Source organism: Eubacterium ruminantium, from assembly GCF_900167085.1.
Lineage (GTDB): Bacteria > Bacillota > Clostridia > Lachnospirales > Lachnospiraceae > Eubacterium_Q > Eubacterium_Q ruminantium.
Map to the genome: position 1 here is coordinate 26,249 of NZ_FUXA01000015.1, position 25,376 is coordinate 51,624.

General features: G+C 38.2%; 20 protein-coding genes. 19 read left to right on the forward strand and 1 reads right to left on the reverse strand.

The features are described 5' to 3' along the window. Positions 1-3 precede the first annotated feature (3 nt). From B5D25_RS10830 to rlmH, 6 genes are all read left to right on the forward strand, one after another. Entirely contained in the window at positions 4-585 is a 582-nt protein-coding gene (locus tag B5D25_RS10830; RefSeq protein WP_242870249.1) for a TetR/AcrR family transcriptional regulator, read from the forward strand. Positions 586-602: 17 nt separating this feature from the next. Beyond that, positions 603-3,047: a glycoside hydrolase family 2 protein gene (locus tag B5D25_RS10835; RefSeq protein WP_078787983.1), complete on the forward strand. Its 2,445-nt coding sequence runs from the start codon at positions 603-605 to the stop codon at positions 3,045-3,047. Positions 3,048-3,112: 65 nt separating this feature from the next. Continuing rightward, the gene (locus tag B5D25_RS10840; RefSeq protein WP_078787984.1) at positions 3,113-4,555 is read left to right on the forward strand and encodes a glycoside-pentoside-hexuronide (GPH):cation symporter; all 1,443 of its coding nucleotides are present in this window, start codon (positions 3,113-3,115) and stop codon (positions 4,553-4,555) included. A gap of 107 nt (positions 4,556-4,662) precedes the next feature. After that, positions 4,663-7,074: an alpha-galactosidase gene (locus tag B5D25_RS10845; RefSeq protein ID WP_078787985.1), complete on the forward strand. Its 2,412-nt coding sequence runs from the start codon at positions 4,663-4,665 to the stop codon at positions 7,072-7,074. 78 nt (positions 7,075-7,152) lie between these two features. Next, on the forward strand, positions 7,153-7,926 hold the full coding sequence (locus tag B5D25_RS10850; RefSeq protein WP_078787986.1) for an HAD family hydrolase: 774 nt from the start codon (positions 7,153-7,155) through the stop codon (positions 7,924-7,926). A 2-nt stretch (positions 7,927-7,928) separates the two neighbouring features. Further along, positions 7,929-8,408 carry a 23S rRNA (pseudouridine(1915)-N(3))-methyltransferase RlmH gene (gene rlmH / locus B5D25_RS10855; protein WP_078787987.1) on the forward strand — a complete coding sequence of 160 codons (480 nt, stop codon included), beginning with the start codon at positions 7,929-7,931 and terminating at the stop codon, positions 8,406-8,408. Here the strand turns inward: rlmH and B5D25_RS10860 are convergent, their stop codons facing one another. Next, a complete protein-coding gene (locus B5D25_RS10860) occupies positions 8,409-9,149 on the reverse strand; it encodes an AraC family transcriptional regulator (protein ID WP_078787988.1) in 741 nt (246 codons plus the stop codon). Positions 9,150-9,459: 310 nt separating this feature from the next. Here B5D25_RS10860 and B5D25_RS10865 point away from each other — a divergent pair, with 310 nt between their 5' ends. From B5D25_RS10865 to era, 13 genes are all read left to right on the forward strand, one after another. Beyond that, positions 9,460-10,449 carry a glycoside hydrolase family 5 protein gene (locus B5D25_RS10865; protein ID WP_090168690.1) on the forward strand — a complete coding sequence of 330 codons (990 nt, stop codon included), beginning with the start codon at positions 9,460-9,462 and terminating at the stop codon, positions 10,447-10,449. 200 nt (positions 10,450-10,649) lie between these two features. After that, positions 10,650-12,059: a pyruvate kinase gene (gene pyk / locus B5D25_RS10870; protein ID WP_078787990.1), complete on the forward strand. Its 1,410-nt coding sequence runs from the start codon at positions 10,650-10,652 to the stop codon at positions 12,057-12,059. Continuing rightward, positions 12,059-13,225 carry a cation diffusion facilitator family transporter gene (locus tag B5D25_RS10875; RefSeq protein WP_078787991.1) on the forward strand — a complete coding sequence of 389 codons (1,167 nt, stop codon included), beginning with the start codon at positions 12,059-12,061 and terminating at the stop codon, positions 13,223-13,225. The genes pyk and B5D25_RS10875 overlap by 1 nt, the downstream gene beginning before the upstream one ends. Before the next feature lie 70 nt (positions 13,226-13,295). Further along, positions 13,296-15,659 carry a clostripain-related cysteine peptidase gene (locus B5D25_RS10880; RefSeq protein WP_078787992.1) on the forward strand — a complete coding sequence of 788 codons (2,364 nt, stop codon included), beginning with the start codon at positions 13,296-13,298 and terminating at the stop codon, positions 15,657-15,659. Positions 15,660-15,883: 224 nt separating this feature from the next. Beyond that, entirely contained in the window at positions 15,884-16,357 is a 474-nt protein-coding gene (locus tag B5D25_RS10885) for a Fur family transcriptional regulator (RefSeq protein WP_159444158.1), read from the forward strand. Continuing rightward, complete coding sequence (locus B5D25_RS10890) at positions 16,344-17,495, forward strand: metal ABC transporter substrate-binding protein (RefSeq protein WP_200803239.1); 1,152 nt, start codon at positions 16,344-16,346, stop codon at positions 17,493-17,495. The genes B5D25_RS10885 and B5D25_RS10890 overlap by 14 nt, the downstream gene beginning before the upstream one ends. Before the next feature lie 43 nt (positions 17,496-17,538). After that, on the forward strand, positions 17,539-18,237 hold the full coding sequence (locus B5D25_RS10895) for a metal ABC transporter ATP-binding protein (protein ID WP_078787994.1): 699 nt from the start codon (positions 17,539-17,541) through the stop codon (positions 18,235-18,237). 1 nt (position 18,238) lies between these two features. After that, positions 18,239-19,084 (forward strand): metal ABC transporter permease, encoded by an 846-nt coding sequence (locus B5D25_RS10900; RefSeq protein ID WP_078787995.1) that lies wholly within the window; start codon positions 18,239-18,241, stop codon positions 19,082-19,084. A 32-nt stretch (positions 19,085-19,116) separates the two neighbouring features. Further along, complete coding sequence (locus B5D25_RS10905) at positions 19,117-19,848, forward strand: hypothetical protein (RefSeq protein WP_078787996.1); 732 nt, start codon at positions 19,117-19,119, stop codon at positions 19,846-19,848. Positions 19,849-20,129: 281 nt separating this feature from the next. Further along, the gene (gene thrH, locus B5D25_RS10910) at positions 20,130-20,729 is read left to right on the forward strand and encodes a bifunctional phosphoserine phosphatase/homoserine phosphotransferase ThrH (protein ID WP_078788009.1); all 600 of its coding nucleotides are present in this window, start codon (positions 20,130-20,132) and stop codon (positions 20,727-20,729) included. A gap of 16 nt (positions 20,730-20,745) precedes the next feature. After that, a complete protein-coding gene (locus B5D25_RS10915; RefSeq protein ID WP_078787997.1) occupies positions 20,746-21,462 on the forward strand; it encodes a DUF6062 family protein in 717 nt (238 codons plus the stop codon). A gap of 69 nt (positions 21,463-21,531) precedes the next feature. Next, complete coding sequence (locus B5D25_RS10920) at positions 21,532-24,453, forward strand: insulinase family protein (protein ID WP_078787998.1); 2,922 nt, start codon at positions 21,532-21,534, stop codon at positions 24,451-24,453. Then, positions 24,440-25,348 carry a GTPase Era gene (gene era, locus B5D25_RS10925; RefSeq protein WP_078787999.1) on the forward strand — a complete coding sequence of 303 codons (909 nt, stop codon included), beginning with the start codon at positions 24,440-24,442 and terminating at the stop codon, positions 25,346-25,348. The genes B5D25_RS10920 and era overlap by 14 nt, the downstream gene beginning before the upstream one ends. The last annotated feature ends 28 nt before the right edge of the window (positions 25,349-25,376 follow it).

Below are 25,376 nucleotides of genomic sequence, written 5' to 3' on the forward strand. Positions count from 1 at the left end.
CGTTTGGGTAGTAAGGATAATAAAGATCACAGCGATATTTATAAGACAGTTCTTAAGCTTTTTTCTGAGAAAGGTATCAAGTTTACGATGGATGATATAGCCAGAGAGCTGAGGATCAGTAAGAAAACTATTTATGTAAGTTTCAAGGATAAGGAGACATTATTTATAGCAACTGTTGATCATCTTTTTGATTCGATCAAAGAAGAAGAGAAAAAAATAGTTGAAGATGACAGTCTCAGTACGATAGAGAAACTTGAGAAGGTTCTGGGTGTTCTTCCGGACAATTACAAGGATATTAATCTTGAATGGTTATATGTTCTCAAAGATAAATATCCAAGTATTTATAAAAGAGTTGAGAAGAGACTTGAGAATGGTTGGGAGATAACCATAAGTCTTATTGAGAAAGCTATGGAAGAGGGAGTTATAAGACAGGTTCCGATACCTTTATTTAAAACGATGTTTGAATCAACCCTCGAGAGATTTTTCCAGGAAGATATACTTATCAAAAATAAGATAACTTATACAAAAGCACTTACAAATGTAATAGAAATACTTCTTTATGGTGTAGTCAGAGAACAGGCTTAAGAAGAGGAGGGAATGAAATGGCAAGAATCTACATTAATGATGAGTGGGGATTTACCGAAGAATTTTCGGACGAGTTGAATTTCAGTAATTGTAATAAGTCTTTAAAGGCAGTAAGGATTCCGCATACAGTTAAGGAACTTCCGTTTAATTATTTGGATGAGAAAACTTATCAGATGGTAAGCGGTTACAGAAGAGTTATAGAAGCTCCGAAGGATTGGGAAGGAAAGACGGTTCTTCTTACTTTTGAAGCGGTAGGACATGTTGCAGAAGTTTTCCTGAACGGCAAGAAGCTTGCAATCCATAGATGCGGTTATACTGCATTTACCGTTGATATTTCTGATGAGATAGTTATCGGTGTTAAGAATATTCTCGTTGTTAAATGCGACAGCAGGGAAAGCGTAAATGTTCCACCGTTTGGATTTGTTATCGATTATCTTACATACGGCGGTATCTACAGAGATGTATATATCGAAGTGAAAGATAAGACATATATAAATGATATTTTCGCAAAGCCATTCATTCCTGAAGATGTTGTGCTTCCGGGTGAAAGTGGCGGAAAAGTTAAAATGAATACGAAGCTCAGAGACTTTAGTTTTGATGGTAAGGTTCAGGCAGATATTAATTTATCCCGGTTTGTTGAAGGTGATAAATTAAAGCTTTCACTTTATGACGAGGGAACTTTGGTTTCTGAAGGTACAGTAGACATTACAAGCGAAAATCAGAAGACAGAATTGGAAGCTAAAGGCATTAAACTTTGGGACGTGACAATGCCGAAACTTTATACATTTAAAGCTTCTATTCAAAGAGGGGAAGATACGATCGATGAAAAGGAAGTAAGGATAGGCTTCAGAAAATCTGAATTCAGAAAAGAGGGTTACTTCCTTAACGGTCGTAAGCTTAAGATAAGAGGACTTAATCGTCATCAGTCATTTCCTTATGTTGGTTATGCGGCGCCAAAGTCAATGCAGGAAAATGATGCAAATATTATGAAGTACGAGCTGGGACTTAATGCAGTCAGAACATCACATTATCCGCAGTCACAGTATTTCATAGATAAATGCGATGAGATAGGACTCATGGTATTTACGGAGATTCCGGGATGGCAGCATATCGGTGACGACGACTGGAAGGCTCAGGCAGTTATGAATGTAGAGGAAATGGTTTCTCAGTACAGAAATCATCCGTCAATAATTCTCTGGGGTGTCAGAATCAATGAATCTCAGGATAATGACGAGCTTTATATCAAGACAAATGAAGTAGCCAGAAGACTTGATCCGACAAGACCTACAGGCGGTGTAAGAAATTTCAAGAAGAGTCATCTTTTCGAGGACGTATATACATACAATGATTTCAGTCATATAGGTACAAATGACGGAGTTGATAAGAAGAGTAACATTACTTCAGAACCTGATAAGCCTTACATGGTCTCAGAATATAATGGACACATGTTCCCAACTAAGTGTTTCGACAATGAAGAGCTTCGTCTTGAACATGCCATGAGACATGCGAGAGTGCTTGAAAAGGTAAGTGAATATAGCGATATTTGCGGAAGCTTCGGATGGTGTATGTTTGATTACAATACTCATAAAGATTTCGGAAGCGGCGATAGGATCTGCTATCACGGTGTAATGGATATGTTCAGAAATCCTAAGATGGCAGCGGCTGTTTACAGCATGCATCAGAAGAAGATTCCTGTACTTGAAGTTGCATCGTCAATGGATATCGGTGAGCATCCGGGAGGAAGAAGAGGGGACGTCTATATCTTCACAAATGCCGACAGCGTAAAGATGTATAAGAATGATATTTTCATCAAAGAGTACACACATGATGATCAAGTATTTTCTCATATGAAGATAACACCGATCCTTATTGATGATTACGTGGGAGATCAGCTTATTGAAAATGAAGGCTTCACGAAGAAACAGGCAGATGATGTTAAGAAGCTTCTGAATTACATCGGTCGTTACGGACTTGAAGAACTTTCGGTTGGTATGAAGGCTAAAATGGCTAAGATTATGGCCTTATATCATATGAAATACGATGATGCTGTTCAGCTCTTCGGGAAATATATAGGGAACTGGGGCGGAGAAGGAGCGATATTTAAGTTCGAAGCTATTTCCGGAGGAAAGGTTGTAAAGACTGTAGTTAAGAGTATTGTTGAGAGCATCCATATAGAAGCAGTTGTAGATCATACAGAACTTAAAGAAGAGAATTCTTATGATATGGCAGCTGTAAGGATTAGAGTAGTTGATCAGAATGATAACACTGTTCCTATCTTCATGCAGGGACTTCCGATGACGGTGGAAGGACCTATAGAGATAGTTGGGCCGAAGACAGCATATATGGCAGGCGGTCTTGGAGGAACATATATCAGAACAACAGGTAAGAAGGGAAAAGCTTCATTGACCATAAAGATGCCTGAAGGATATGAAGGAGAATATAAGATAGATTTCACGATTTAATATAAATAAAAAGTAAACTTGGGGAAATAATGTATTGACGGATATTATATCCGGGGAGGTGTGATATGAATCTTAATGTAAAAGAAAAGTTCGCCTATGCCCTCGGAGCTGTAGGAAAAGATATGGTCTACATGCTTTCGGCAAGTTACGTACTGTATTATTTTCAGGATATTCTGGGCGTAAATGCAATAGCGATGGGAGTGATACTTCTTGTTGCAAGAATATTTGATGCTTTCAATGATCCTATTATGGGAATCATTGTAGCCAAGACACATACAAAATGGGGAAAGTTCAGACCATGGCTTATGATAGGAACTCTTACCAATGCCGTGATACTTTTCCTGATGTTTGCGGCGCCGCCAAGCCTTGACGGAAAAGGGCTTGTGGCATATGCTGCAATAACATACATTTTATGGGGAGTGACATATACCATGATGGATATTCCGTACTGGTCTATGATCCCTGCATTTACCAAGACAGGTAAGGAAAGAGAAGGACTTACGACTCTCGCGCGTTCGGCAGCGGGAGTAGGTTCGGCTCTTGTAACAATCCTTACAATGGTGATCGTTCATGCCCTTGGAGGAGAAGGAAATGCCGGCGAGAGAACCGGTTTCAAATATTTCTCCCTGATCGTGGCAGTTATTTTCATAGTATTTATCATTATTACCTGTGTCAGCATAAAAGAAAAATCGACTATAGATATGGAGTCTCCGTCGGTGGGACAGATGTTCAAGGCGTTGATCCAGAATGATCAGGCCATGACTATAGTTATCGTGATCGTTCTCATAAACTGCGCAGTATATACAACATCAAATCTGGTTCTTTATTTCTTCAAATATGATTTTGGTGGTGAAGGCTGGTACAATAGCTATACGTTATTCAATACATTCGGCGGGGCAATTCAGATACTTTCGATGATGGTATTATATCCGCTTTTCAGAAATGGTTTTAAATTCTCAAACATAAAGATTTTTTATATGTGCGTCATCAGCGCAATAATAGGATACGCAGTACTTCTTGGAATCACATTTACATCTATGTCAAATGTTGTGATCCTTTTCATTCCGGGATTCTTTATATTCGCAGCAAATGGAGTGCTTCAGGTTCTCACAACCGTCTTCCTTGCAAATACAGTTGACTACGGTGAAATGAAGAACAACCGACGTGATGAGTCGGTTATATTCTCAATGCAGACATTTGTTGTAAAGCTTGCATCAGGTATAGCTGCATTTATCGCTTCAATCTCGCTTTCAATCTTCAGTCTCAGCAGCAAGTCGGTTGAAGAAGCTGACAAGGCTATAGACTTTTCGCTTGATGTTGCAAAATCATCCCAAAACGGACTTCGTATGGTAATGACACTTATACCGATAGTCGGACTTTTCATAAGTATATTCTGGTTCAAGAAAAAGTTTATCCTTGATGAGGATGAACTTGATAAGATCCAGACTGAACTGTCCGGCAGGTCAGACAACAACTATGCGAGCACTGATTTGAACGAAAACAAATAAGAAAAATAATTGAGACTGAAATACGTACTAAAAATATAAACAGAGACTAAAATACAGAATAAAAATGTAGGCTAAAAATTCATAAAAAAATCAACACGGAGGGTATTATGATAATAGTTAAAGATAATTATTTTCATCTATCAACGGACAAAACTTCATACGTTTTTATGATAAATGAAGCAGGCCTTCCGGAGCATATTTATTATGGTAAAAAGATAGGACGGAAGGACGGTAGTCTAAATGTAACAGCTTTAAGAGAAAGGATTGGCTTTGTTCCGGGAAATACTGTTAATTACAGCCCGGAGCATGAGAGACTTTCTCTTGAAGCGTATTCTTCCGAATATTCAGCTTTGGGACATGGTGATATAAGAGAACCTTCCATCATAATAGTTCATCCGAATGGAAGCGTAACATCGGATTTTATATTTGAGTCCCATGAAGTTTTGGACGAGCTGTCGGAGGATATAGAGAAGTCAAAGCTTCCTCATTCATATGATGAAAATGGAAGCTATGAACATCTGAAGATCATTTTGAAAGACAGAGTATATGAAGAAAAATTGGAACTGCATTACTTTGTATACCCAAATGAAGACGTGATAACCAAAAGTGTGATGCTGAAAAATGAAGGCGACGCAGAAATCAGAGTTGAAAGACTCATGTCCGGTTGTATGGAATTTCCCTTTACTTCATTTAAGGTTACATCATTTAGAGGAAGATGGGCTCATGAGATGAACCGCTGTGACAATATCATCACAGGCGGGAAAATGGTTTTATCTTCGAGTCAGGGAAGTTCGGGAAGTCGCTGCAATCCATTTTTTATCATGTCTGATATGCCTGTGACCGAAAATACAGGAAGAGCATATGGATTTAATCTTGTCTATAGCGGAGACCATTACAGCGCTTTGGAGACAAGTGCTTATGGTAAGACAAGGCTTGTAAGCGGTATAAATCCCGACAGCTTTTCATATATACTGGGAGCAGGTGAAATGATCGCAGCACCGGAGGCTGTTTTATCCTACTCGGAGGAAGGCTATAACGGACTGAGCCGGAATATGCATCATTTCATAAGAAAGCATATAGTACGCGGATACTGGAGAGACAGGGAAAGACCGATACTTCTTAACAGCTGGGAAGCAGCTTATTTTGATATAAATGAATCGAAACTTCTTAAGCTTGCTAAGGTTGGCAAGGAATGCGGTATGGAACTTTTTGTCATGGATGACGGATGGTTTGGAAGAAGAGATGATGATAAAAGTTCCCTTGGTGACTGGTATGAGAATAAGAAGAAGCTTCCGAACGGTCTGAAAGGCCTGGTTGAGAAAATTAATAAAATGGGAATGAAATTCGGTATATGGGTTGAGCCGGAAATGGTCAGTGTCGACAGCGACCTTTACAGGGAGCATCCTGAATATACTATGGAAATTCAGGGACAGATGCATTCCGAAGGACGTAATCAAAGAGTGCTTAATCTTGCTGATCCGAAGGTTATCGATTACCTTTATGAGAAACTTGAAGCAGTATTTTCGTCAGCAAATATCGAATATGTAAAATGGGATATGAACAGAGTTTTCTCTGATGTTTATGCCGGAAATCTTCCTGCTGAGAATCAGGGGGAAGTATCATACCGATATATGCTCGGACTTTATGAACTTCTGGACAGACTCACGAAAGCATTTCCTGAGATACTTTTCGAGGGCTGCGCTTCAGGCGGAAATCGTTTCGATCTTGGCATGCTTTGTTATTTCCCTCAGATCTGGGCTAGTGACAATACAGATGCAACCAGCAGGATCGATATCGAAAAAGGATATAGTTACGGATATCCGATGAATACGGTTTCTTCTCATGTTTCCGGTGTGCTGAATCATCAGACTTTAAGAGTAGTTCCGATTGAGACAAGATTTAATATAGCTGTTCTCGGTGTTCTCGGTTATGAATCAAACCTTCTTGATTTCTCGAAAGAAGATATAGAGAAGATCAAGAAGCAGGTTGCTTTATATAAAGAGTGGCGCGGCATGCTTATGTCCGGTGATTTTTACAGGACAGATCCTTACGAAAAAGACCAGGGCCTTATAAGAGAAGGACTTGCTGGATTTTACAGTGGAAATAATAACACGGACAGCTTCACCATTGTTTCTTCTGATAAAGAAAAAGCGGTAGCTGTGATTGTAAGAAGAATGGCTGTTGCAAATGACAGCGCACAAAAACTTTACGTGAACGGACTTGATGATGAAGCAGAATATCATTTATATAACATCAAGTACGATAATAATATAAAAGAGTTTGGGGATCTTATAAATACGGTCAGTCCTATTCATATAAAGCAGGACTCAATGATGCAGAACATTATTTCTAAGTTTGTGCATCTTAAAGGTGACGAAGAGGATGTGGTTCTTTCAGGGAGTGAAATGAAAAATGCGGGAGTCAGTCTTGCACCGTCATTCGGCGGCACAGGATATGAAGATGGAATGAGATTATTTTCTGACTATTCATCAAGATTATACTTTATAGAAAAGATATAAATGTGGTATAATCAAATGATGAATTCCGGAAAAGATATTTCCGAATTGACATAATTGAAAGTATAAAAGGGGTAGGATATGAAATATAAGAATTATATTTTCGATCTTTATGGAACTCTTATTGATGTTAAAACAGATGAACATTCTTTAGACCTTTGGAAGAAGATGGCTGATATCTATGCTTGCTACGGAGCTGTCTATAAGCCAAAGGATATGAAGCGTATCTTTACAAGATTCGAAGAAGAGGAGAGAGTAAAAGTTAAGAACAGAACCGGCTGTCTTGTTCCTGAGATTAAGATAGAGAAGGTTTTTATAAGACTTCTTGTGGAAGCTCAGGGCGATAATGTTCGTATTCCGAAGAATATTTCAACATGGGCTGAACTTATTTCCAATACATTCAGAACTCTTTCAAGAGAAGAGATAAGGCTTTTCCCTGATACAATTTCGACACTTAAGAAGCTTAGGGAAAAAGGATGCAAGGTTTATCTGTTATCCAATGCCCAGGCTGTATTTACAAGACCTGAGATAAGCCTCATGAAACTTGATGACTGCTTTGATAAGATTTATATCTCATCATATTACGGAGTAATGAAACCTGATAAGCGTTTCCTTAGAAGACTGATTAAGAGTGAAGGACTTGAGAAGTCGGAAACTGTTTATATAGGAAATGATATAGGTATTGATATGAAGACTGCTGAAGAGAATGATATCGATGCCATCCTTTTAAATAATTATGACATGTCCAAGAGAGAAATCAAAAAGCAGACAGAGAAGGCAGGGCTTGAGCATAAGTTTAAGACCATCGATTCAATCTATAAACTTATCTCTGTAACATCTCTTGTAAATATTTAAGTATGAAGATAGATATCTGTTGTGTAGGAAAGGTTAAAGAATCTTCCTTCCGTGAAATGATAAATGAATATACCAAAAGGCTTTCCAGATATGCAAATGTGAACATCAAGGAAGTTGCTGACGAGAAGACACCTGATAATGCTTCTTCTGCGGAAGAGGAGATCATTAAGAATAAAGAAGGTGCAAGACTACTGAATGTCTTAAAGGATGATTCTTATAAGATTATCCTTGCGATTGACGGCAAGAATCTTTCGAGTCCGGAACTTGCGGACAAGATTGATAAGATAGGACTCAGCGGAAAGAGCCATATTCAGTTTGTGATAGGCGGCTCTCTTGGACTTTCGGATGATGTCATTAAAAAAGCTGATATGAAATTATCATTCGGTAGAATGACATTTCCACATCAGCTTATGCGTGTGATACTTCTCGAACAGATATACAGAAGTTACCGTATAATCAGTAACGAACCGTATCACAAATAATTAACTCGCTAACGATTTGGCTTGTCTTTTGTATTTGCCGGGTGTAAGACCAACATACTGCTTAAATACCTTAACAAAATAGCTTTGGCTAGGGAATGCAAGTATGCTTGAAATATCAGTTATTGAATACTCAGAATAATCAATCATATTCTTAGCTGTTTCAATCTTTTTTCTGCTGATATATTCGCTTACTGACATATGCATCTCTTTCTTGAATAATCTTGAAAGATAACTGTTGCTGAGATTAACATCTGCAGCGATCTCTTCGAGAGTGATTCTCTCATGCATATGATCATAAATATAGTTTATACACTGAATGATATGGCGTGAATAAATTGCGTGGGTATTTTGCTCACGCATTTTTTTCGTATAATTGATCACCATCTTAGAATGTAAGTCTGAAATCTCTGAAAGAGTTTTACATTTGTCGGCCCTTTTGATATAAAGGTCGCTCAGTGTATAAGCTTGCTCATGTTCCAATCCGTTGTCTATGCAGTTGCGTGCCAGCATAGCAGCAGTGATTGCGAGATGGTATTTGAAGTTTTGGATATCATTATCTGAAAGAGTACCCAGACCTTCTTTCTCGCAAAAAGGAACTTGCAGGAACTTCTCAACCGCAATTATATCTCCACTTTTAACTGCGTTGTAGAATTCCATTTCAGGGTTGTACGGAGCGTGGAGCGTGTATTCCTCGCGCAGAACATATTCCCTGTAACTTAGTTCTTTTTCAAGTTCTCCCATATTAAATTTCACCGTGTCTTTCTAGTTACAATTAATGCTTAATAAGTTACAACAACATATTATCAAAAAAAACAAATACTTGGTATAGGAAATTATGAAAAAAATGTATATTTTCTGTGAAAAACGAGATTTATTGGTTTAATTTGACAAAAAGTAACACATTTACAAAATACTTTTATCGTGATAATGATTACAAATATATGGTAATGCCCCATGATTTATCTACAAATTGAAAAATATATGGATATATATTTTTTTACAGTATATAATAGGTTTGCGGGTAAAAAACTAGTATATGGAGGATAATTTAATGAGATTTGAGGGCTATAAGAGAGGCGTAAACTTTGGGGGATGGCTGTCTCAGTGTGATCATACTAAGAGAAGATATGATACATTTATTACTGAAGATGATTTCAAAAAAGTTGCATCAAGAAAGTTTGACCACGTAAGAATACCGGTTGATTACGAGCTTTTTGAAGATAATAATTTAAATATTGATGAGAGTCGTTTTTCATATATTGATTTTGCAGTTGATATGTGTAAGAAATATAACCTTAAAATGGTTCTTGACCTTCATCGTACACCGGGATACTCATTTGATCCGTTCCATGAGGAAAAGGGATTTTTCGAAGATGAAGATCTTCAGGAACATTTCTATAAAATATGGGAAACATTCGCAAAGCATTATGGTAAATACAGCGACATGCTGACATTTGAGCTTCTTAATGAAGTTACAAAGAAGGATTATTGTGAGAAATGGAACAATATTTCCACAGAATGTATCAAGAGGATAAGAGTTTATGCGCCTGATACATTTATACTTCTCGGAGGATATCATAATAACAGTCTTGAGGCTGTTCGTGATCTTGCAATGCCTTATGATGACAAGGTGGTATATAACTTCCATTGTTATGAGCCGCTGATCTTCACACATCAGGGTGCAACATGGATTGCTTCCATGAATCCGGATTTCAGATGTCATTATAAGATGCCATACAGCAAATATATCGAGTATAGCGAGAAAGAATTAAATCAGGCATATGCAAAACTTGATATCTACGATACAGATGCCATGCCGGATGAGAATTACTTTGAGGAACTTCTTAAAGATGCCATACTCGTTGCAAAGGAAAGAAATGTCAGCTTATATTGCGGAGAATACGGAGTTATCGATAAGGCTGACAGAGAAGATGCTCAGTTATGGTTCAATGATTTCCATGCGGTAATGGATAAACACGATATCGGAAGAGCTGTATGGAGCTATAAGCAGATGGATTTTGAAATAAGCGAAGATTTTTAAATATACAAAAAAATATCAAATATGCTAAAATACTCTCGGAGTCGTTTCCGGGGGTATTTTTTATACGGAAACTGCGCATCTGTCGAAAAGGGGCTCGGCAGGGACGCTTTTTAAAGTATTTATCGGAGTTTGTTTGACTTTTTAGTACAATGATACTAAAGTAATGTCGAAAGATTTTTATCATTAAGGAGATAACCAACATGCGTAAGACTAAGATAGTTTGTACGATAGGACCGGCAAGCGAATCGGAAGAGGTATTAAAAAAGCTTTGTAAGGCGGGAATGAATGTCGCAAGACTTAACTTTTCTCATGGCTCACATGAAGAACATAAGAGAAGAATCGACATGATCAAGAAGGTCAGAGAGGAACTTGATCTTCCTATTGCCATCATGCTCGATACAAAGGGACCTGAATACAGAATAGGAACTTTCAAAGAAGGAAAGACTGTTCTTAATGAAGGTGATGAATTTATATTCACAACAGAGCAGACAGAAGGAACTTTGAACAGGGTTTCGGTAAGCTACGAAGGACTTAATGAAGAACTGTCTGCCGGAGATACAATACTCCTGAATAATGGTCTTATGTCATTTGAGGTTACAGATATAAAGGGTAAGGATATTCATACTAAGGTTGTCATAGGAGGGGAACTGACAAACCGCAAGAGTATGAGCTTCCCGGGAAAACATATTAAACAGAAATATCTTTCAAAGCAGGATGAGGAAGATATCATTTTCGGTATCGAAAATGGAATTGATTTTATCGCATGTTCATTTGTATCTGTTAAGCAGGATCTTATGGATATTCATAAGATTCTTGATGATCATCATGCTGAAAATGTTGAGCTTATCGCAAAGATTGAGAATCAGTCAGGATTCGATAATATAGAAGAAATATGTGAAGCCTGCGACGGAATAATGGTTGCACGAGGCGATATGGGTGTTGAGATAGCATTTGAAAAGCTTCCTGCTATTCAGAAGAAGCTTATCACAAAGTGCCGTATGCTCGGTAAGAGAGTTATCACAGCTACTGAAATGCTTGAGTCAATGATCCATAATCCAAGACCGACAAGAGCTGAGGCATCAGACGTTGCCAATGCTGTTTATGACGGAACAAGCGCTGTTATGCTTTCAGGAGAAACTGCTGCAGGAAGCTATCCTGTGGAAGCGGTTATGGCTATGGCTAAGATCTGCGAGACAACAGAGCAGAATATCAATTATAAAAAGAGATTCTATAATGCTGATATTGAGATAAGAAATGATATCGATGCTATATCACATTCTACATGCGGTATGGCTATAGATATAAATGCAAAATGTATTGTTGCATGTACTCTTTCCGGAGTTACTGCACGTATGGTATCAAGATTCAGATCGCCGGTTGATATCATCGGAATGACAACAAATGAAGCTACTTGGAGAAAACTTGCACTTTCATGGGGAGTCACACCAAAGATATGTGAGACATTCCCATCGACAGAAGTACTTTTCTACGGTGCAAAGAAAGTAGCTACAAGTACATTTAACCTTGAAAAAGGTGACAAGATAGTAATTACCGGTGGTGTTTCCGGAGTATCGGGAAACACAAATCTTATAAAGATAGATGAGATATAATGGGTAAATTATTAATAAAATTATTTGTAAAAGATAAGGATGATACACAGAATCCTGAAGTGAGACGGCAATACGGTATGCTTGCCGGAGGATTTGGGATTTTCTGCAATATCATGCTTTCTATATTGAAGATAGTTATAGGAATTCTTTCAGGTGCATTTTCAATCGTAGGTGACGCAGTCAATAACATGTCTGATGCAGCTTCTTCCATAGTAACTTTGATTAGTTTCAAGTTATCGGGAAAACCTGCAGATAAAGAACATCCTTACGGACACGGAAGACTGGAATATATGTCGGGATTTATAGTAGCTGTACTTGTCCTGGCGATAGCATTGAATCTTCTGAAAGAATCGATAGTACATATAATCAAAGAGACGCCTATAAATGTAAGTGTTGTCACGATAATCATTTTATCATGCACCATACTTGTGAAATTTTATATGTCAGTCTTTTATATGTATATCAGCAGAAAAATCAATTCGACAGCCATGAGAGTTACGGCAGTTGATAGTAGATCTGACTGTATCTGTACAAGTGTGGCGCTTATTTCAGTTATCGTAATGCTTGTATTTAAGGTTAATATTGACGGATATGCCGGTGCGATAGTTGCTTTATTCGTAATCAAATCCGGAATAGAAGGTGCGAAGGATACAACGGCGCTGCTTCTGGGTGAAGGTCCGGGAGATGAACTTAAAGAGGGAATCAGGAGTATTGTTAAAGAATATCCTGATATTCATGAAGTTCATGATCTGAGAGTTCATGATTATGGTCCGGGAAGAACATTTGCTTCTATGCATGTGGAGGTCGATTCAAGGCTTGGAATCATTAAGTCCCATGAGTTGGTTGATACCATCGAGAGGCGTATTGTGAGAGAAGGCCTTGTGTCTGAATTCACTATACATGTTGATCCTGTAGATGAGGGTGACACCTTCACTATAAAAACAAAGGATAAAGTAAAGGAACTTCTTAAAGATATCTGCGAGGATCTGTCAATCCATGACTTTAAGATAGAAGGAAATGAAGAAAAGATTGATAAGATAATATTTGATCTTACAATTCCTTATGACTTCAGTATGACGGACGGTGAGATTGAGGAAAAAGTTAAAGATAAGATCAAGGATCTTCCGGGAAATCCCGAGCTGGATCTTTATATAGATAAATCATAAATACTATTAAAATAGACCGGGCATATTGAAAAAGTATTTATATTAACCGGTAGGCAAAAGAAGGGTGAGTATGGAACAGAATAACAGACCTAGAGCAAGAGAGAAAAGAGTGACCGACAACGGCAAAGGTGTCGGCAGAAAGGGCGAAGGACTCGGAACAGGACCGGTAGGTTCTTCGGACGTATATAGTAGAGAAGAAGGCAGCGGAGAAAGACATATAAGTAAAGGTGCTGCTATCGGAGGCGGTGGCGGTTTTCTCGCAGTTATAATCGCAATCCTCTTTTCATTATTTGGAGGTGGCGGCGGTGCCGGCGGTGGCGCCGGTGCAGGAAGTGCCGGAAGTAACCAGGGTGATAACCTTCAGATGGGAAATGGCCAGAGCGCCGTTTCAACTGATAACGGTGTCGGCAACACTACAGATTCAGGTCATAAACTTGATACAACAGTTGCGCCGGGGTCAAGAGAGAAGAGAACAAAGATCCTTGGTGAGAATAATGATAAGATAACATTCATGGTCTATATGTGTGGTACAGACCTTGAATCAAAGTATGGAATGTCAACAGCCGATCTTAATGAGATGGCTTCAGCTGATTTTGGCGACAATATCAATATCATTGTTTACACAGGTGGATGTAATAAATGGAAGACAAATGGTATCAGCAGCAAGGTTAATCAGATCTTCCAGGTTAAAAAGGGAAGCATGACTTGTCTTGTTGATGATGACGGCAATAAGGCTATGACCGATCCTGATACGCTTTCTCACTTTATTAAGTGGTGTGCCGAGAATTATCCTGCAAACAGATATGAACTTATCATGTGGGATCACGGCGGAGGATCTGTCAGTGGTTACGGTTATGATGAGAAGAACCAGAAGAGCGGATCAATGACCCTCAGTGGTATCAACAAAGCTCTTAAAGACGGTGGCGTAACATTTGATATGATCGGATTCGATGCTTGTCTTATGGCTACTGCAGAGACAGCACTTATGCTTGATCCATATGCTGACTATCTTATAGCTTCAGAGGAAACAGAGCCGGGTATCGGATGGTTCTACACCAACTGGCTTACAAAGCTTGGAGCCAACACATCTATGCCGACTATAGAACTCGGAAAACTTATCATTGATGATTATACAAGTGCATGTGCAAAGAGTTGCAGAGGACAGGCAACAACACTTTCCCTTATCGACCTTGCGGAATTTGCTCATACAGTACCAACTGAGATTGGAAGTTTCTCTAAATCAGTAAGCTCTCTTATAACAGCAAAAGAGTATAAGAAAGTTTCAGATGCAAGAAATGGCACAAGAGAATTTGCAACACAGTCAAGAATAGACCAGGTAGACCTTGTTGATCTTGCAAATAAAATGGATACAGCTGAAGGCAAGAAACTTGCCGATACAATCAAGGGTGCGGTTAAGTACAACAGAACATCCCTCAATATGGTGAATGCTCACGGCGTATCAATTTATTTCCCTTATCAGAGAACATCATATGTTGATAAGGCCTGCAGCAATTATTCAGCAATCGGTATGAATGATGAATACAGTAAATGTATCCGTCAGTTCGCAAGTCTTGAAACAAGCGGACAGATTCAGGCCGGCGGTTCAACAAATGCAGCGGCTTCACTCTTCAATATGCTTGGAGGCGGTTCAGGCGGTGGCGGAGATGCGATATCTCAGCTTATTGGAAGTTTCCTCGGCGGTGGAAGAAGTAATATCATTGATGACCTTGATGAGAACAATACTGCATTCATGGATGAGAGCGGTATCTCAACAGATGATGCAGCGGATTATATTTCCAATAATTATTTCAATCCTGACAATCTCAAGTGGAATGATGACGGAAAGGTAGCAAAGATCAGTCTTCCTGATGATCAGTGGGATCTCGTTCATACAATTGAATTAAATATGTTCTATGATGACGGACAAGGATATCTTGATCTCGGACTTGATAATATTTATACATTTGATGATGACGGTGCCATGGTTGCAGAGACAGACCGTACATGGATATCTATCGACGGACAGCCTGTTGCATATTATCACCTCAGCACTGTAGAAGATGGTGACAAATATACTATCACAGGACGCGTTCCTGCACTTCTTAACGGGGAGAGAATAAATCTCATTCTTGTATTTGATAATGATAATCCTTACGGTTTCGTTGCAGGTTATCAGCAGGATTACAAGAACGGCGAGACAGATACAGTTGCTAAGATTGAGTCAGAACTTAAAGAAGGCGATAAGCTTACATTTATATGTGATTACTATACATATGACGGTAAGTACCAGGATACATATCCGATCGGTGATATAACAGTTTCTTCAAATATGCAGATCAGTAATACTGATGTTGGAGAAGGTAAAGTTAAATTAGCATACCTTTTCACAGATATATATAATCAGAAATATTGGACACCGACAATTGATCGTTAATTAAACAAAAAACATATATGCAAATCATTTGCAAAAGATTTCTTGACAGACAATTATTTGTCTGCTAGTATTTCATTTGCAATTGATTTGCATTTTTTGTGCAGTAAATAAATTGCATGGATTTACCGGAATTAATTACTATATTGTTTCGGTTTCATATTATATGGGATATAAAGAACTTAGAAATATGTTATAAATTTAGAAGTTATAATAAAGGGATTGTTATGAACGATAAAGTGATATGCACTGAAAATCAAAAAAGGAAATATCATACAAAATGCAAAGATTTGATAAAGCAGTTTATAAGTGAGCATAAAAGCGCCAGATTTTCTGTGGCTGACCTTTCCCAATATATAAAGGCTCAGGGGGCGGACATTAATATCACTACTATTTATCGTAATCTTGATAAACTTACTTCCGACGGAACTCTTATAAAGACTAAGAATCCGGGAAATGATTTCTGCTTTTACCAGTATGCGGGAGAAGAGAGCGAGTGTGTCGGACATCTGCATCTTCAGTGTAAAGTATGCGGACGCATCGTTCATTTGAGCGATAAATACATGTCGGATGTATATAATTATCTTAGAAAAGAAGTTGGATTTAAACTTGATTTCAGATCATCTGTTTTGGTAGGTGTATGTGATCATTGCAGGATCATTCCGGGAATTCCGGGGAAGGGCAAACATGAAGAAAATTAGTGATAAAAAAATGCTGATCTTAAAGATCGTAATACTTATACTTGCTGCGGCAGAAATCATTTTAAATGTAACAGCCTGCGGTAAGAAGAGCAAAGATTCAGGTAAAGTAGAGATAGTTTGCACTATATTTCCGGAATATGACTGGGCTAAAGAACTGGTCAAGGGAAAAGAGGATAAATTTAATGTAACTCTTCTTATGGGGAATGGTACCGATCTTCACAATTTCCAACCTACATCGGAAGATATAATGACCATTTCCGAGTGCGACGTATTCGTATATGTTGGAGGAGAGTCTGATACCTGGGTTAAGGATGCACTGAAAGAAGCTAAGAATAAGAATATGAAAGTAATTAAGCTTATGGATGTTCTTTCAGGAAGAGTCGCTGAAGAAGAAACTGTAGAAGGAATGCAGGGTGACCACGACGATGTGCATGGTGATGACGGTGACGATGATCACGACGATGCGCATGGTGATGACGGTGACGATGATCACGACGATGCGCATGATCACGACGATGCGCATGATCACGACGATGCGCATGATCACGACGATGCGCATGATCACGACGATGCGCATGGTGATGACGATCACGAAGAATATGATGAGCACGTATGGCTTTCTGTTCGCAATGCCAAAATTATAGTTGAAGCTCTTGCCAAAGAGATAAGCAGTGTTGATAAAGCAAAAGATGATGCTGATGCTATAAATGAGAATTTAAATGAATATTTAAAGAAGCTTGATGAACTTGACGGGAAATACAAAGAAGCTGTTGCAGCAGGAAATAAAAATACAGTTATCTTCGGCGACAGATTTCCTTTCAGATATCTTGTTGATGATTACAATTTAGATTATTATGCTGCATTTTCCGGATGCAGTGCTGAGACTGAAGCTTCATTTGAAACCATAACATTTCTTGCAAAAAAGGTTGATGAAACCGGCGTGAATGTTGTTCTTATGATAGACGGTTCCGATGAAAGCATCGCAAGAACCATAATTAACAGCACAAATAAAAAGGACGGGAAGATACTTGTAATGAATTCGATGCAGGCTGTTACTAAAAAAGATATTAATGCGGGCTCTACATACCTTGATATCATGACAGAGAATCTTGGTGTATTAACAGAGGCGCTCAAATAAATTAGTATTTCAAAAGATTATAAATCAGGATCGAGGGATAAAAATGGCATATATCACTTGCGAAAATCTTGCAGTCGGCTATGAGAAAAAGCCGGTTGTAGACAATATTAATTTCAAAGTTGAAAAAGGTGATTATCTTTGTATAGTAGGTGAAAATGGTGCAGGAAAGAGTACACTTATGAAGACTCTGCTTCATCTTGCATCGCCTGTATCAGGAGATATCATTTACGGAGATGATCTTAAACCATATGAGATAGGATACCTTCCGCAGCAGACTGTTGTGCAGAAGGATTTTCCTGCATCTGTATATGAGATAGTTCTTTCGGGTGCTCTTTCCAAATCAAAATGGAGACCATTTTACAGTAAGGAATTAAAAGCACTTGCCAAAGAAAATATGGAGAAGATGTCTATCTGGGATATGAGAAAAACATGCTACAGAAATCTTTCCGGAGGACAGCAGCAGAGAGTTCTTCTTGCCAGAGCACTTACGGCGACAACAAAGCTGCTCCTTCTTGATGAGCCTGTCAGCGGACTTGATCCTAAGGTTACTGCCGAGATGTATTCACTTATAAATGATCTCAACAAGGATGGTATAACAATCATAATGGTTTCTCATGATATCGATGCTGCCATTAAATATGCAGGAACTATTCTTCATGTTAACGGAGAGGATAGCTTCTTCGGAAGTAAAGAAGAATACATAAACAGTAAAGAATATAAATCACTTACGGGAGGAAAGTAAAATGGACATCGGTGCAAAATTACAGTTATATTTATCATATTCCTTCGTAAGATATGCAATCATAGTAGGAATACTTATAGCGCTTTGCTCGTCACTTCTCGGAGTTACTCTTGTGCTAAAGAGATATTCATTTATCGGTGACGGACTTTCGCATGTGGCTTTTGGTGCTATGGCGATAGCTTCTGTAATGAAGCTTTCAAATGTTAATTACCTGACACTTCCGGTTACTATCATTTCAGCAATATTACTCCTTAGACTTGGACAGAATACAAAGATCAAAGGCGACGCTGCTATAGCGATGCTTTCCGTTGCGTCACTCGCTATAGGATATATGCTGATGAATGTTTTCGCTTCAAAGGCAAATGTTTCCGGAGATGTCTGCAGTACGCTTTTCGGATCAATATCGATACTTACACTTCAGAGATCGGATGTTAATCTTTGTATAGTTCTTTCCATTGCCGTAATAATTATATTTATCATTTTCTATAACAGATTTTTTGCTGTTACATTTGATGAGAATTTTGCAAAGGCAACCGGAGTAAAGTCCAATACATACAACCTTTTAATCGCTGTGATTACAGCAGTTATCATAGTTCTCGGAATGAATCTTGTCGGTTCGCTTCTCATTTCGGCGCTTATCATATTCCCTGCACTTTCTGCCATGAGACTTGTAAGGAATTTCAAGGGCGTTGTTATATTCTCTATGATAATTTCCGTTGTATGTGCATTTATTGGAATTATTGTTTCAATGTTGTATAATACACCTGTTGGTTCGACAATCGTAATCACAGATATGGTTGCATTCTTTATCTGCTTCATCGCAGGAAAGATCGCAGGAATCGATTAAGTATTTTCAAAAATTGAAAGAAGGTTTTGAGTTTGAAAAATTTAAAAAAATATGTTTCTGTAACGCTTAGTATCATCGCTTGTTTATCACTTTGTTCATGTGGAAAAGCAGGAACAGATTCGCGACTTGGACAGGGGAATCAGGTCGAAAATGTTGTTAATGAGAAGATGAAAGAGGAAGATAAAGCTAAGACGGAAAATGCAGACGGAACAACTGCAACGACTGTGGTCGCAACTACAGAGGAAGCAACAGTTCCTCCGATGGCAGTAGTAACTACCGAACAGTCTTCTGAAACTACAGAGCAGAGTACAGCAACTACAGAAACTGCTTCAGGTGATAAGAAAAACGGAATGTGTGATATTCCTGAATTTACAGTTAAACCTGAAGATGTGGATTATGATAATGTGGATATAGACATTACTCAGATGGACAGTTCCATGGTTTATGCAACTGTTTATCACATGGTTTATAATCCTAAGGAATATGTTGGTAAGACAGTAAAGATAAACGGAAAATATTCTGTTGCATATTCAAATGATCCGGGCAATGACAATACATATCATTATTGTATAGTAAATGATGCTCAGGGGTGCTGCTCCCAGGGTATTGAATTTGTCTGCAATGACGGACATGATGTATATCCGGATGACTTCCCGGCAAATGAAGAAATGATCGAAGTTACAGGTGTATTTGAGATGTATAGAGAAGGTGACTACACATATATCCGTCTTAATTATGCACATATGAATCCTGATCCGGCATAATGTGCACATCAAATCACAATTCGGTAAAATATACACATTATAATTCGGATTCAGTATAACGATACACGTGTGAATCCTGATCCGGTATAACAAGTATCAGATAATATCAGAACTAAAAAACCGACCTTACGTAAATTGTAAAGGCCGGTTTTTTTGTGCCCGAAAAATGGTCATTTTCTCATAAGTTTAATTGAAATAAGATAGTTGTTATGGTAATATATCAATGATTTTATTTAAAAATATGAATTTAGATTTTTCGGAGGATAATTACAGTGAGTGACATGAATATTGTATGTTTGGATCTTGAAGGAGTACTTGTACCTGAGATATGGATTGCATTTGCAGAAGCAAGTGGAATTCCTGAACTTAAGAGAACAACAAGAGATGAACCTGATTACGATAAACTTATGAATTGGAGAATCGGAATCCTTAAGGAACATGGTCTTGGACTTAAGGAGATTCAGGATACTATTGAGAAGATAGATCCACTTCCGGGCGCAAAGGAGTTCCTCGACAGCCTTAAGGAACTTACACAGGTTATCATTATAAGTGATACCTTCACACAGTTTGCTAAGCCTCTTATGAAGAAGCTCGGATGGCCAACAATATTCTGCAATACTCTTGAAGTTGCGGATAATGGTGAGATCACAGGATTCAAGATGAGATGTGAGCAGTCAAAGCTTTCTACAGTTAAGGCTCTTCAGTCTGTTGGATTTACAACTATAGCAAGTGGTGACAGCCATAACGATCTTGGTATGATCAAGGCAAGTAAGGCAGGATTCTTATTCAGATCAACAGATGCTATCAAGTCAGAGTATCCTGAACTTCAGGCATTTGAAGAGTATGATGAGCTTCTTGATGCTATAAAGAAAGCTTTATAATTATTTGGGAGGAAATATGGCTGAAAAGATTTATACCATACCGGTCAATGATGCTTTTAACAGTGGGTGCGAGTGTCCGCTTTGCAAACTCTATACAGATCTTGAGAGAGAATCCATAGATTTCACTATGGGGCCAAGCTATATGGAGGATGATAACCGTGCAGTGACGGATAAGATGTGGTTTTGTCCGACTCACGTAAGGATGCTTTATGCTGAGAAGAATCGTCTCGGACTTGCCCTTATGATGAATACTCATACCAATAAGGTCATCAAAGATCTTAGAGAAGCAGTAAGTAAAGGGCATGGAACAAAGTCAGGACTTTTCAGTAAGGCCGGCAAATCAGCTGTAGGAACTTATATAGATAATCTTGAAGAAAGCTGTTTTATCTGTGACAGAATCAACAAGATTTTTCCGAGATATATAGATACTATTTTCCATATGTGGAAAAATGATAAAGACTTTATCCCTAAGTTTAAGGAAAGCAAGGGCTTTTGCACTTATCATTTCGGAATCCTTTATGACGAGGCTCCGAATAAACTTAAGGGTAAGCAGTTAGACGAATTTACGGATGCTCTTGTTAAGGTTTACTTCGATAATATCGAAAGAGTAAATGGCGATGTGAGCTGGTTTATCGATAAGTATGATTATCGGAATAATGATGCACCGTGGAAAAACTCAAAAGATGCACTTCCAAGAGGCATCATAAAGAGCAGTCATACAATTATAGAATAATAAGAGAATTATGCGGTGCCGATAAAAAGGCACCGTTGTCTCTATTTGAATAGAAAGAGAGAAAGTGAATTGTTAAATACAGATAAGATTAAGAATTATACCATAATTGAGAAAAAGGAACTTCCTGAGGTTTCGGGAACAGGATATCTTCTTAGGCATGATAAGACAAAAGCAAGAGTTATGCTTATTGATAATGCTGATGAGAATAAAGTTTTTTGTATTGGTTTCAGGACACCGCCTTCAAACAGTAAAGGTGTTCAGCATATCATAGAGCATACTGTTCTTTGCGGATCGAAGAAATATCCGGTAAAGGATCCCTTTGCTGAACTTTGCAAAAGTTCGCTTAATACATTTCTTAATGCGATGACATATCCTGATAAGACTGTTTACCCTGTTGCAAGCTGCAATGATAAGGATTTCCAGAATCTTATGGATGTCTATCTTGACGCTGTATTTAATCCTGATATTTATGATATTCCTGAGATATTTAAGCAGGAAGGATGGCATTATGAGATGGAGAGTTTAGATTCTCCGCTTACTATCAATGGTGTTGTTTATAACGAAATGAAGGGATCATTCTCTTCAGCGGATGCTATAGTTGAGCAGTCAATAGAGAAGTCTCTCTATCCGGATAGCATTTATTCCCTTGTTTCAGGAGGGCTTCCTGAGGACATTCCGTCTTTAACAAGAGAAGAATATCTCGACTGTCATAGCAAGTATTATCATCCTTCAAACAGTTATATTTACCTTTACGGTGATATGGACTTTAATGAGAAGCTTGATTATATCGATAAAGAATACCTTGCAGGATATGATTATCTTGAAGTTGATTCCGAGATAAAAGAGCAGAAGGCTTTCGATGCTCCGAAGGAATATACTTCATTTTATTCTCTTTCAGAAGATGAAGATTTAGAAGACAATACATATCTCACATACAATACTGTGATCGGTAAGAGTACCGATATAACTCTTAATACTGCATTTGATGTACTTTGCTATACACTTCTTGATGCGCCGGGAGCACCTCTCAAGAAGGCTATAGTTGACGCGGGAATCTGTGCGGAAGTTGAGAGTAATTACGAAGATGAGATCATGCAGCCGGAATTCTCTATAGTTGCAAGAAATTCGGATGAAAAATATAAAGATAAATTCATTTCAATAATAAATGATACCCTCGAAGAGATTATCTCAAAGGGACTTGATAAGAAGGCTCTTACAGCTGCGATAAATCATTTTGATTTCAGACATAAGGAAGCAAATTACGGACGTTATCCAAAGGGACTTATGCTTATCCTCGATGCATTCGGAAGCTGGCTTTATGATGAGAGTGAAGCATTTACAAGATTTTCTCTCAACGGTGTATTTGACGTGCTTCGTTCCCATGTAGATGATGGATATTTTGAAGATATAATCAGGAAATATATCCTTGAAAATAATCATAAGTCATACGGTGTGACAAAGCCTGCTTATAATCTCGGAAGAGAAAGCGAAGAGAAGCTGAGAGAAAAACTCGAAGCTATCAGAAGCAAGATGACTGATGAAGAAAAGCAGAAGGTTGTCGAAGATACTATAAATCTTAAAGCTTATCAGGAAGAGCCGTCATCTGAAGAAGATCTTATGAAGATTCCTGTTCTCACTATCGAGGATATCAAGAAAGAGGCAAGAAAGCCTAAGAACCGTGAGACTTTTGTGGACGGTGTTAAGACTATCCATCATGATATTTTTACAAATGGAATTTCATATGTGAATCTTAACTTTGATGCGAATGACCTTGTGGATGAAGAGATATATGCAATGTCTCTTTTATGCGAAATCCTTAAATTCGTTGATACGGATCTTCATACATCAAGAGAACTTTCCGGAGAGATCGATCTTGAAACAGGTGGAATCGGTTTCGGCGTAGGAGTATTTGCAAAGGAAAATGGTGAGCCGTATTCTTATTTCTTCGGTAAGTTTAAGAGTTTTGATGATAAACTGAAAGAAGGATTTGCTCTTCTTAAAGAGATACTTTTCAGTTCGCATATCACTGACAGAAAGAGACTTAAGGAGATAGTAGCTGAGACAAAGTCCAATATAAGACTTGACCTTGTTGAATCAGGACAGATCACTTCAACTCTCAGAGCTGCTTCTTATATTTCTAAGACAAATTATATTAAAGAAAAGCAGGAAGGAATCGATTTCTACAGATTCCTTGATGATATAGATAAAGATTTTGATAACAGATATGAAGGCCTTGCAAAGCTTCTTAAAGGTACACTCAAGAAGCTTCTCAGAAAGGATGCTCTGACTGTTTCATTTACATCGGATAAGAAACCGGAAGATGTACTCAGCGGACTTTTGGGAGATATCTATAAAGACTTCTCTGATGAGAAGGTAGGTAACACTCCTGAGATTAAGCTTTCAGTGAAAAATGAAGGCTTCACTGCAGCTTCGGATGTACAGTATGTTGCATCAGTGGGAGATTACAAGAAGGAAGGCCTTGCATATAATGGTGCACTTAATGTGCTCAGAATCATTTTCGGATATGATTATCTTTGGATAAGAGTAAGAGTTAAAGGCGGAGCTTACGGATGTTCCGGAAGTTTCAGCAGAAGCGGAATCGCCAGTATGTATTCTTACAGAGATCCAAATCTTAAAGAAACAATTGATATATTTAATGATGCATATAAATATGTTCAGGAATTTGATGTATCTGACAGAGAGATGACAAAGTATGTTATCGGAACCATCGGAAGTATGGATACGCCATTTACACCACAGTCTGAAGCTTCATTTTCATTTGCATGTTACCTTATGGGTATCACTGATGAGCAGCTTCAGAGAGAAAGAGATGAAGTTATAAATGCAGACCAGAGTGTTATCAGAAGCCTTGCTCCTTATGTAAAGGTTATTGCCGACAGTAATGTTATCTGTGCGGTTGGAAATGAAGATAAGATAAAGTTGGCAGCTGATATATTTGGAAAAGTGGAGAATATTTATGCAGGAAGATAAGAAATTCAGATCAGGATTTGTAGCAATAATCGGTCGTCCTAACGTTGGTAAATCAACACTTATGAATTGCATTATCGGACAGAAGATAGCGATAATGAGTTCGAAGGCTCAGACCACAAGAAAGAGAATTGAGACTGTATATACAAATGACGAAGGACAGATTGTTTTCCTTGATACACCGGGAATGAACAGATCAAGAAATAAGCTTGGCGATTTTATGGTAAATGAAGTTTCAAGTGCATTTTCGGATGCTGATGTTGTTATGTGGATCATTGAACCGGGAGACAGGATCAGTGCCGGGGAACAGGAGATTGCCGAGAAGCTTGCCGGTGTTAAAAAACCTGTGATCCTTGTTATCAACAAGGTGGATGTAAATACAGATGAGGAAGTATTTAAGACTATAGATATCTATAAAGATGTTCTTGATTTTACGGATATCGTTCCTGTTTCGGCTCTCCGCGAGAAGAACAGAGAAGAACTTATAAATGTAATTATCAAAAATCTTCCTGAAGGACCTATGTACTATGATGAAGATACAGTTACAGAAGAGACAGAAAGGGATATCTGTGCTGAACTCATCAGAGAGCAGGCACTTCAAAAACTTGATAAAGAGATACCCCACGGAATAGCTGTCGAGATAGATACAATGAAAGTAAGACCTGACGGAAGGATTACTGATGTAGAAGCAACTATCATCTGTGAGAGAGACAGTCATAAGGGAATCATCATCGGTAAAGGCGGCGCCATGCTTAAGCGTATAGGAACGGGCGCAAGAATCGAGATGGAGAAACTCCTGATGACTAAAGTTAATCTCAAACTTTTTGTCAAAGTAAGACGTGACTGGAGAGACAATCAGAATATGCTGAGAAACTTCGGTTACAGCGATAAAAGATAGTTAAGGGCCTTTTTTGACGGGGCATAAA

Bases quoted from the DNA above. Each gene is read 5' to 3' on its own strand.
- thrH (WP_078788009.1), top strand. From the start codon at position 20,130: ATGAATATTGTATGTTTGGATCTTGAAGGAGTACTTGTACCTGAGATA.
- pyk (WP_078787990.1), top strand. From the start codon at position 10,650: ATGCGTAAGACTAAGATAGTTTGTACGATAGGACCGGCAAGCGAATCG.
- era (WP_078787999.1), top strand. From the start codon at position 24,440: ATGCAGGAAGATAAGAAATTCAGATCAGGATTTGTAGCAATAATCGGT.
- B5D25_RS10845 (WP_078787985.1), top strand. From the start codon at position 4,663: ATGATAATAGTTAAAGATAATTATTTTCATCTATCAACGGACAAAACT.
- B5D25_RS10915 (WP_078787997.1), top strand. From the start codon at position 20,746: ATGGCTGAAAAGATTTATACCATACCGGTCAATGATGCTTTTAACAGT.
- B5D25_RS10885 (WP_159444158.1), top strand. From the start codon at position 15,884: ATGAACGATAAAGTGATATGCACTGAAAATCAAAAAAGGAAATATCAT.
- B5D25_RS10895 (WP_078787994.1), top strand. From the start codon at position 17,539: ATGGCATATATCACTTGCGAAAATCTTGCAGTCGGCTATGAGAAAAAG.
- B5D25_RS10835 (WP_078787983.1), top strand. From the start codon at position 603: ATGGCAAGAATCTACATTAATGATGAGTGGGGATTTACCGAAGAATTT.
- rlmH (WP_078787987.1), top strand. From the start codon at position 7,929: ATGAAGATAGATATCTGTTGTGTAGGAAAGGTTAAAGAATCTTCCTTC.
- B5D25_RS10880 (WP_078787992.1), top strand. From the start codon at position 13,296: ATGGAACAGAATAACAGACCTAGAGCAAGAGAGAAAAGAGTGACCGAC.
- B5D25_RS10865 (WP_090168690.1), top strand. From the start codon at position 9,460: ATGAGATTTGAGGGCTATAAGAGAGGCGTAAACTTTGGGGGATGGCTG.
- B5D25_RS10875 (WP_078787991.1), top strand. From the start codon at position 12,059: ATGGGTAAATTATTAATAAAATTATTTGTAAAAGATAAGGATGATACA.
- B5D25_RS10850 (WP_078787986.1), top strand. From the start codon at position 7,153: ATGAAATATAAGAATTATATTTTCGATCTTTATGGAACTCTTATTGAT.
- B5D25_RS10900 (WP_078787995.1), top strand. From the start codon at position 18,239: ATGGACATCGGTGCAAAATTACAGTTATATTTATCATATTCCTTCGTA.
- B5D25_RS10890 (WP_200803239.1), top strand. From the start codon at position 16,344: ATGAAGAAAATTAGTGATAAAAAAATGCTGATCTTAAAGATCGTAATA.
- B5D25_RS10840 (WP_078787984.1), top strand. From the start codon at position 3,113: ATGAATCTTAATGTAAAAGAAAAGTTCGCCTATGCCCTCGGAGCTGTA.
- B5D25_RS10860 (WP_078787988.1), bottom strand. From the start codon at position 9,149: ATGGGAGAACTTGAAAAAGAACTAAGTTACAGGGAATATGTTCTGCGC.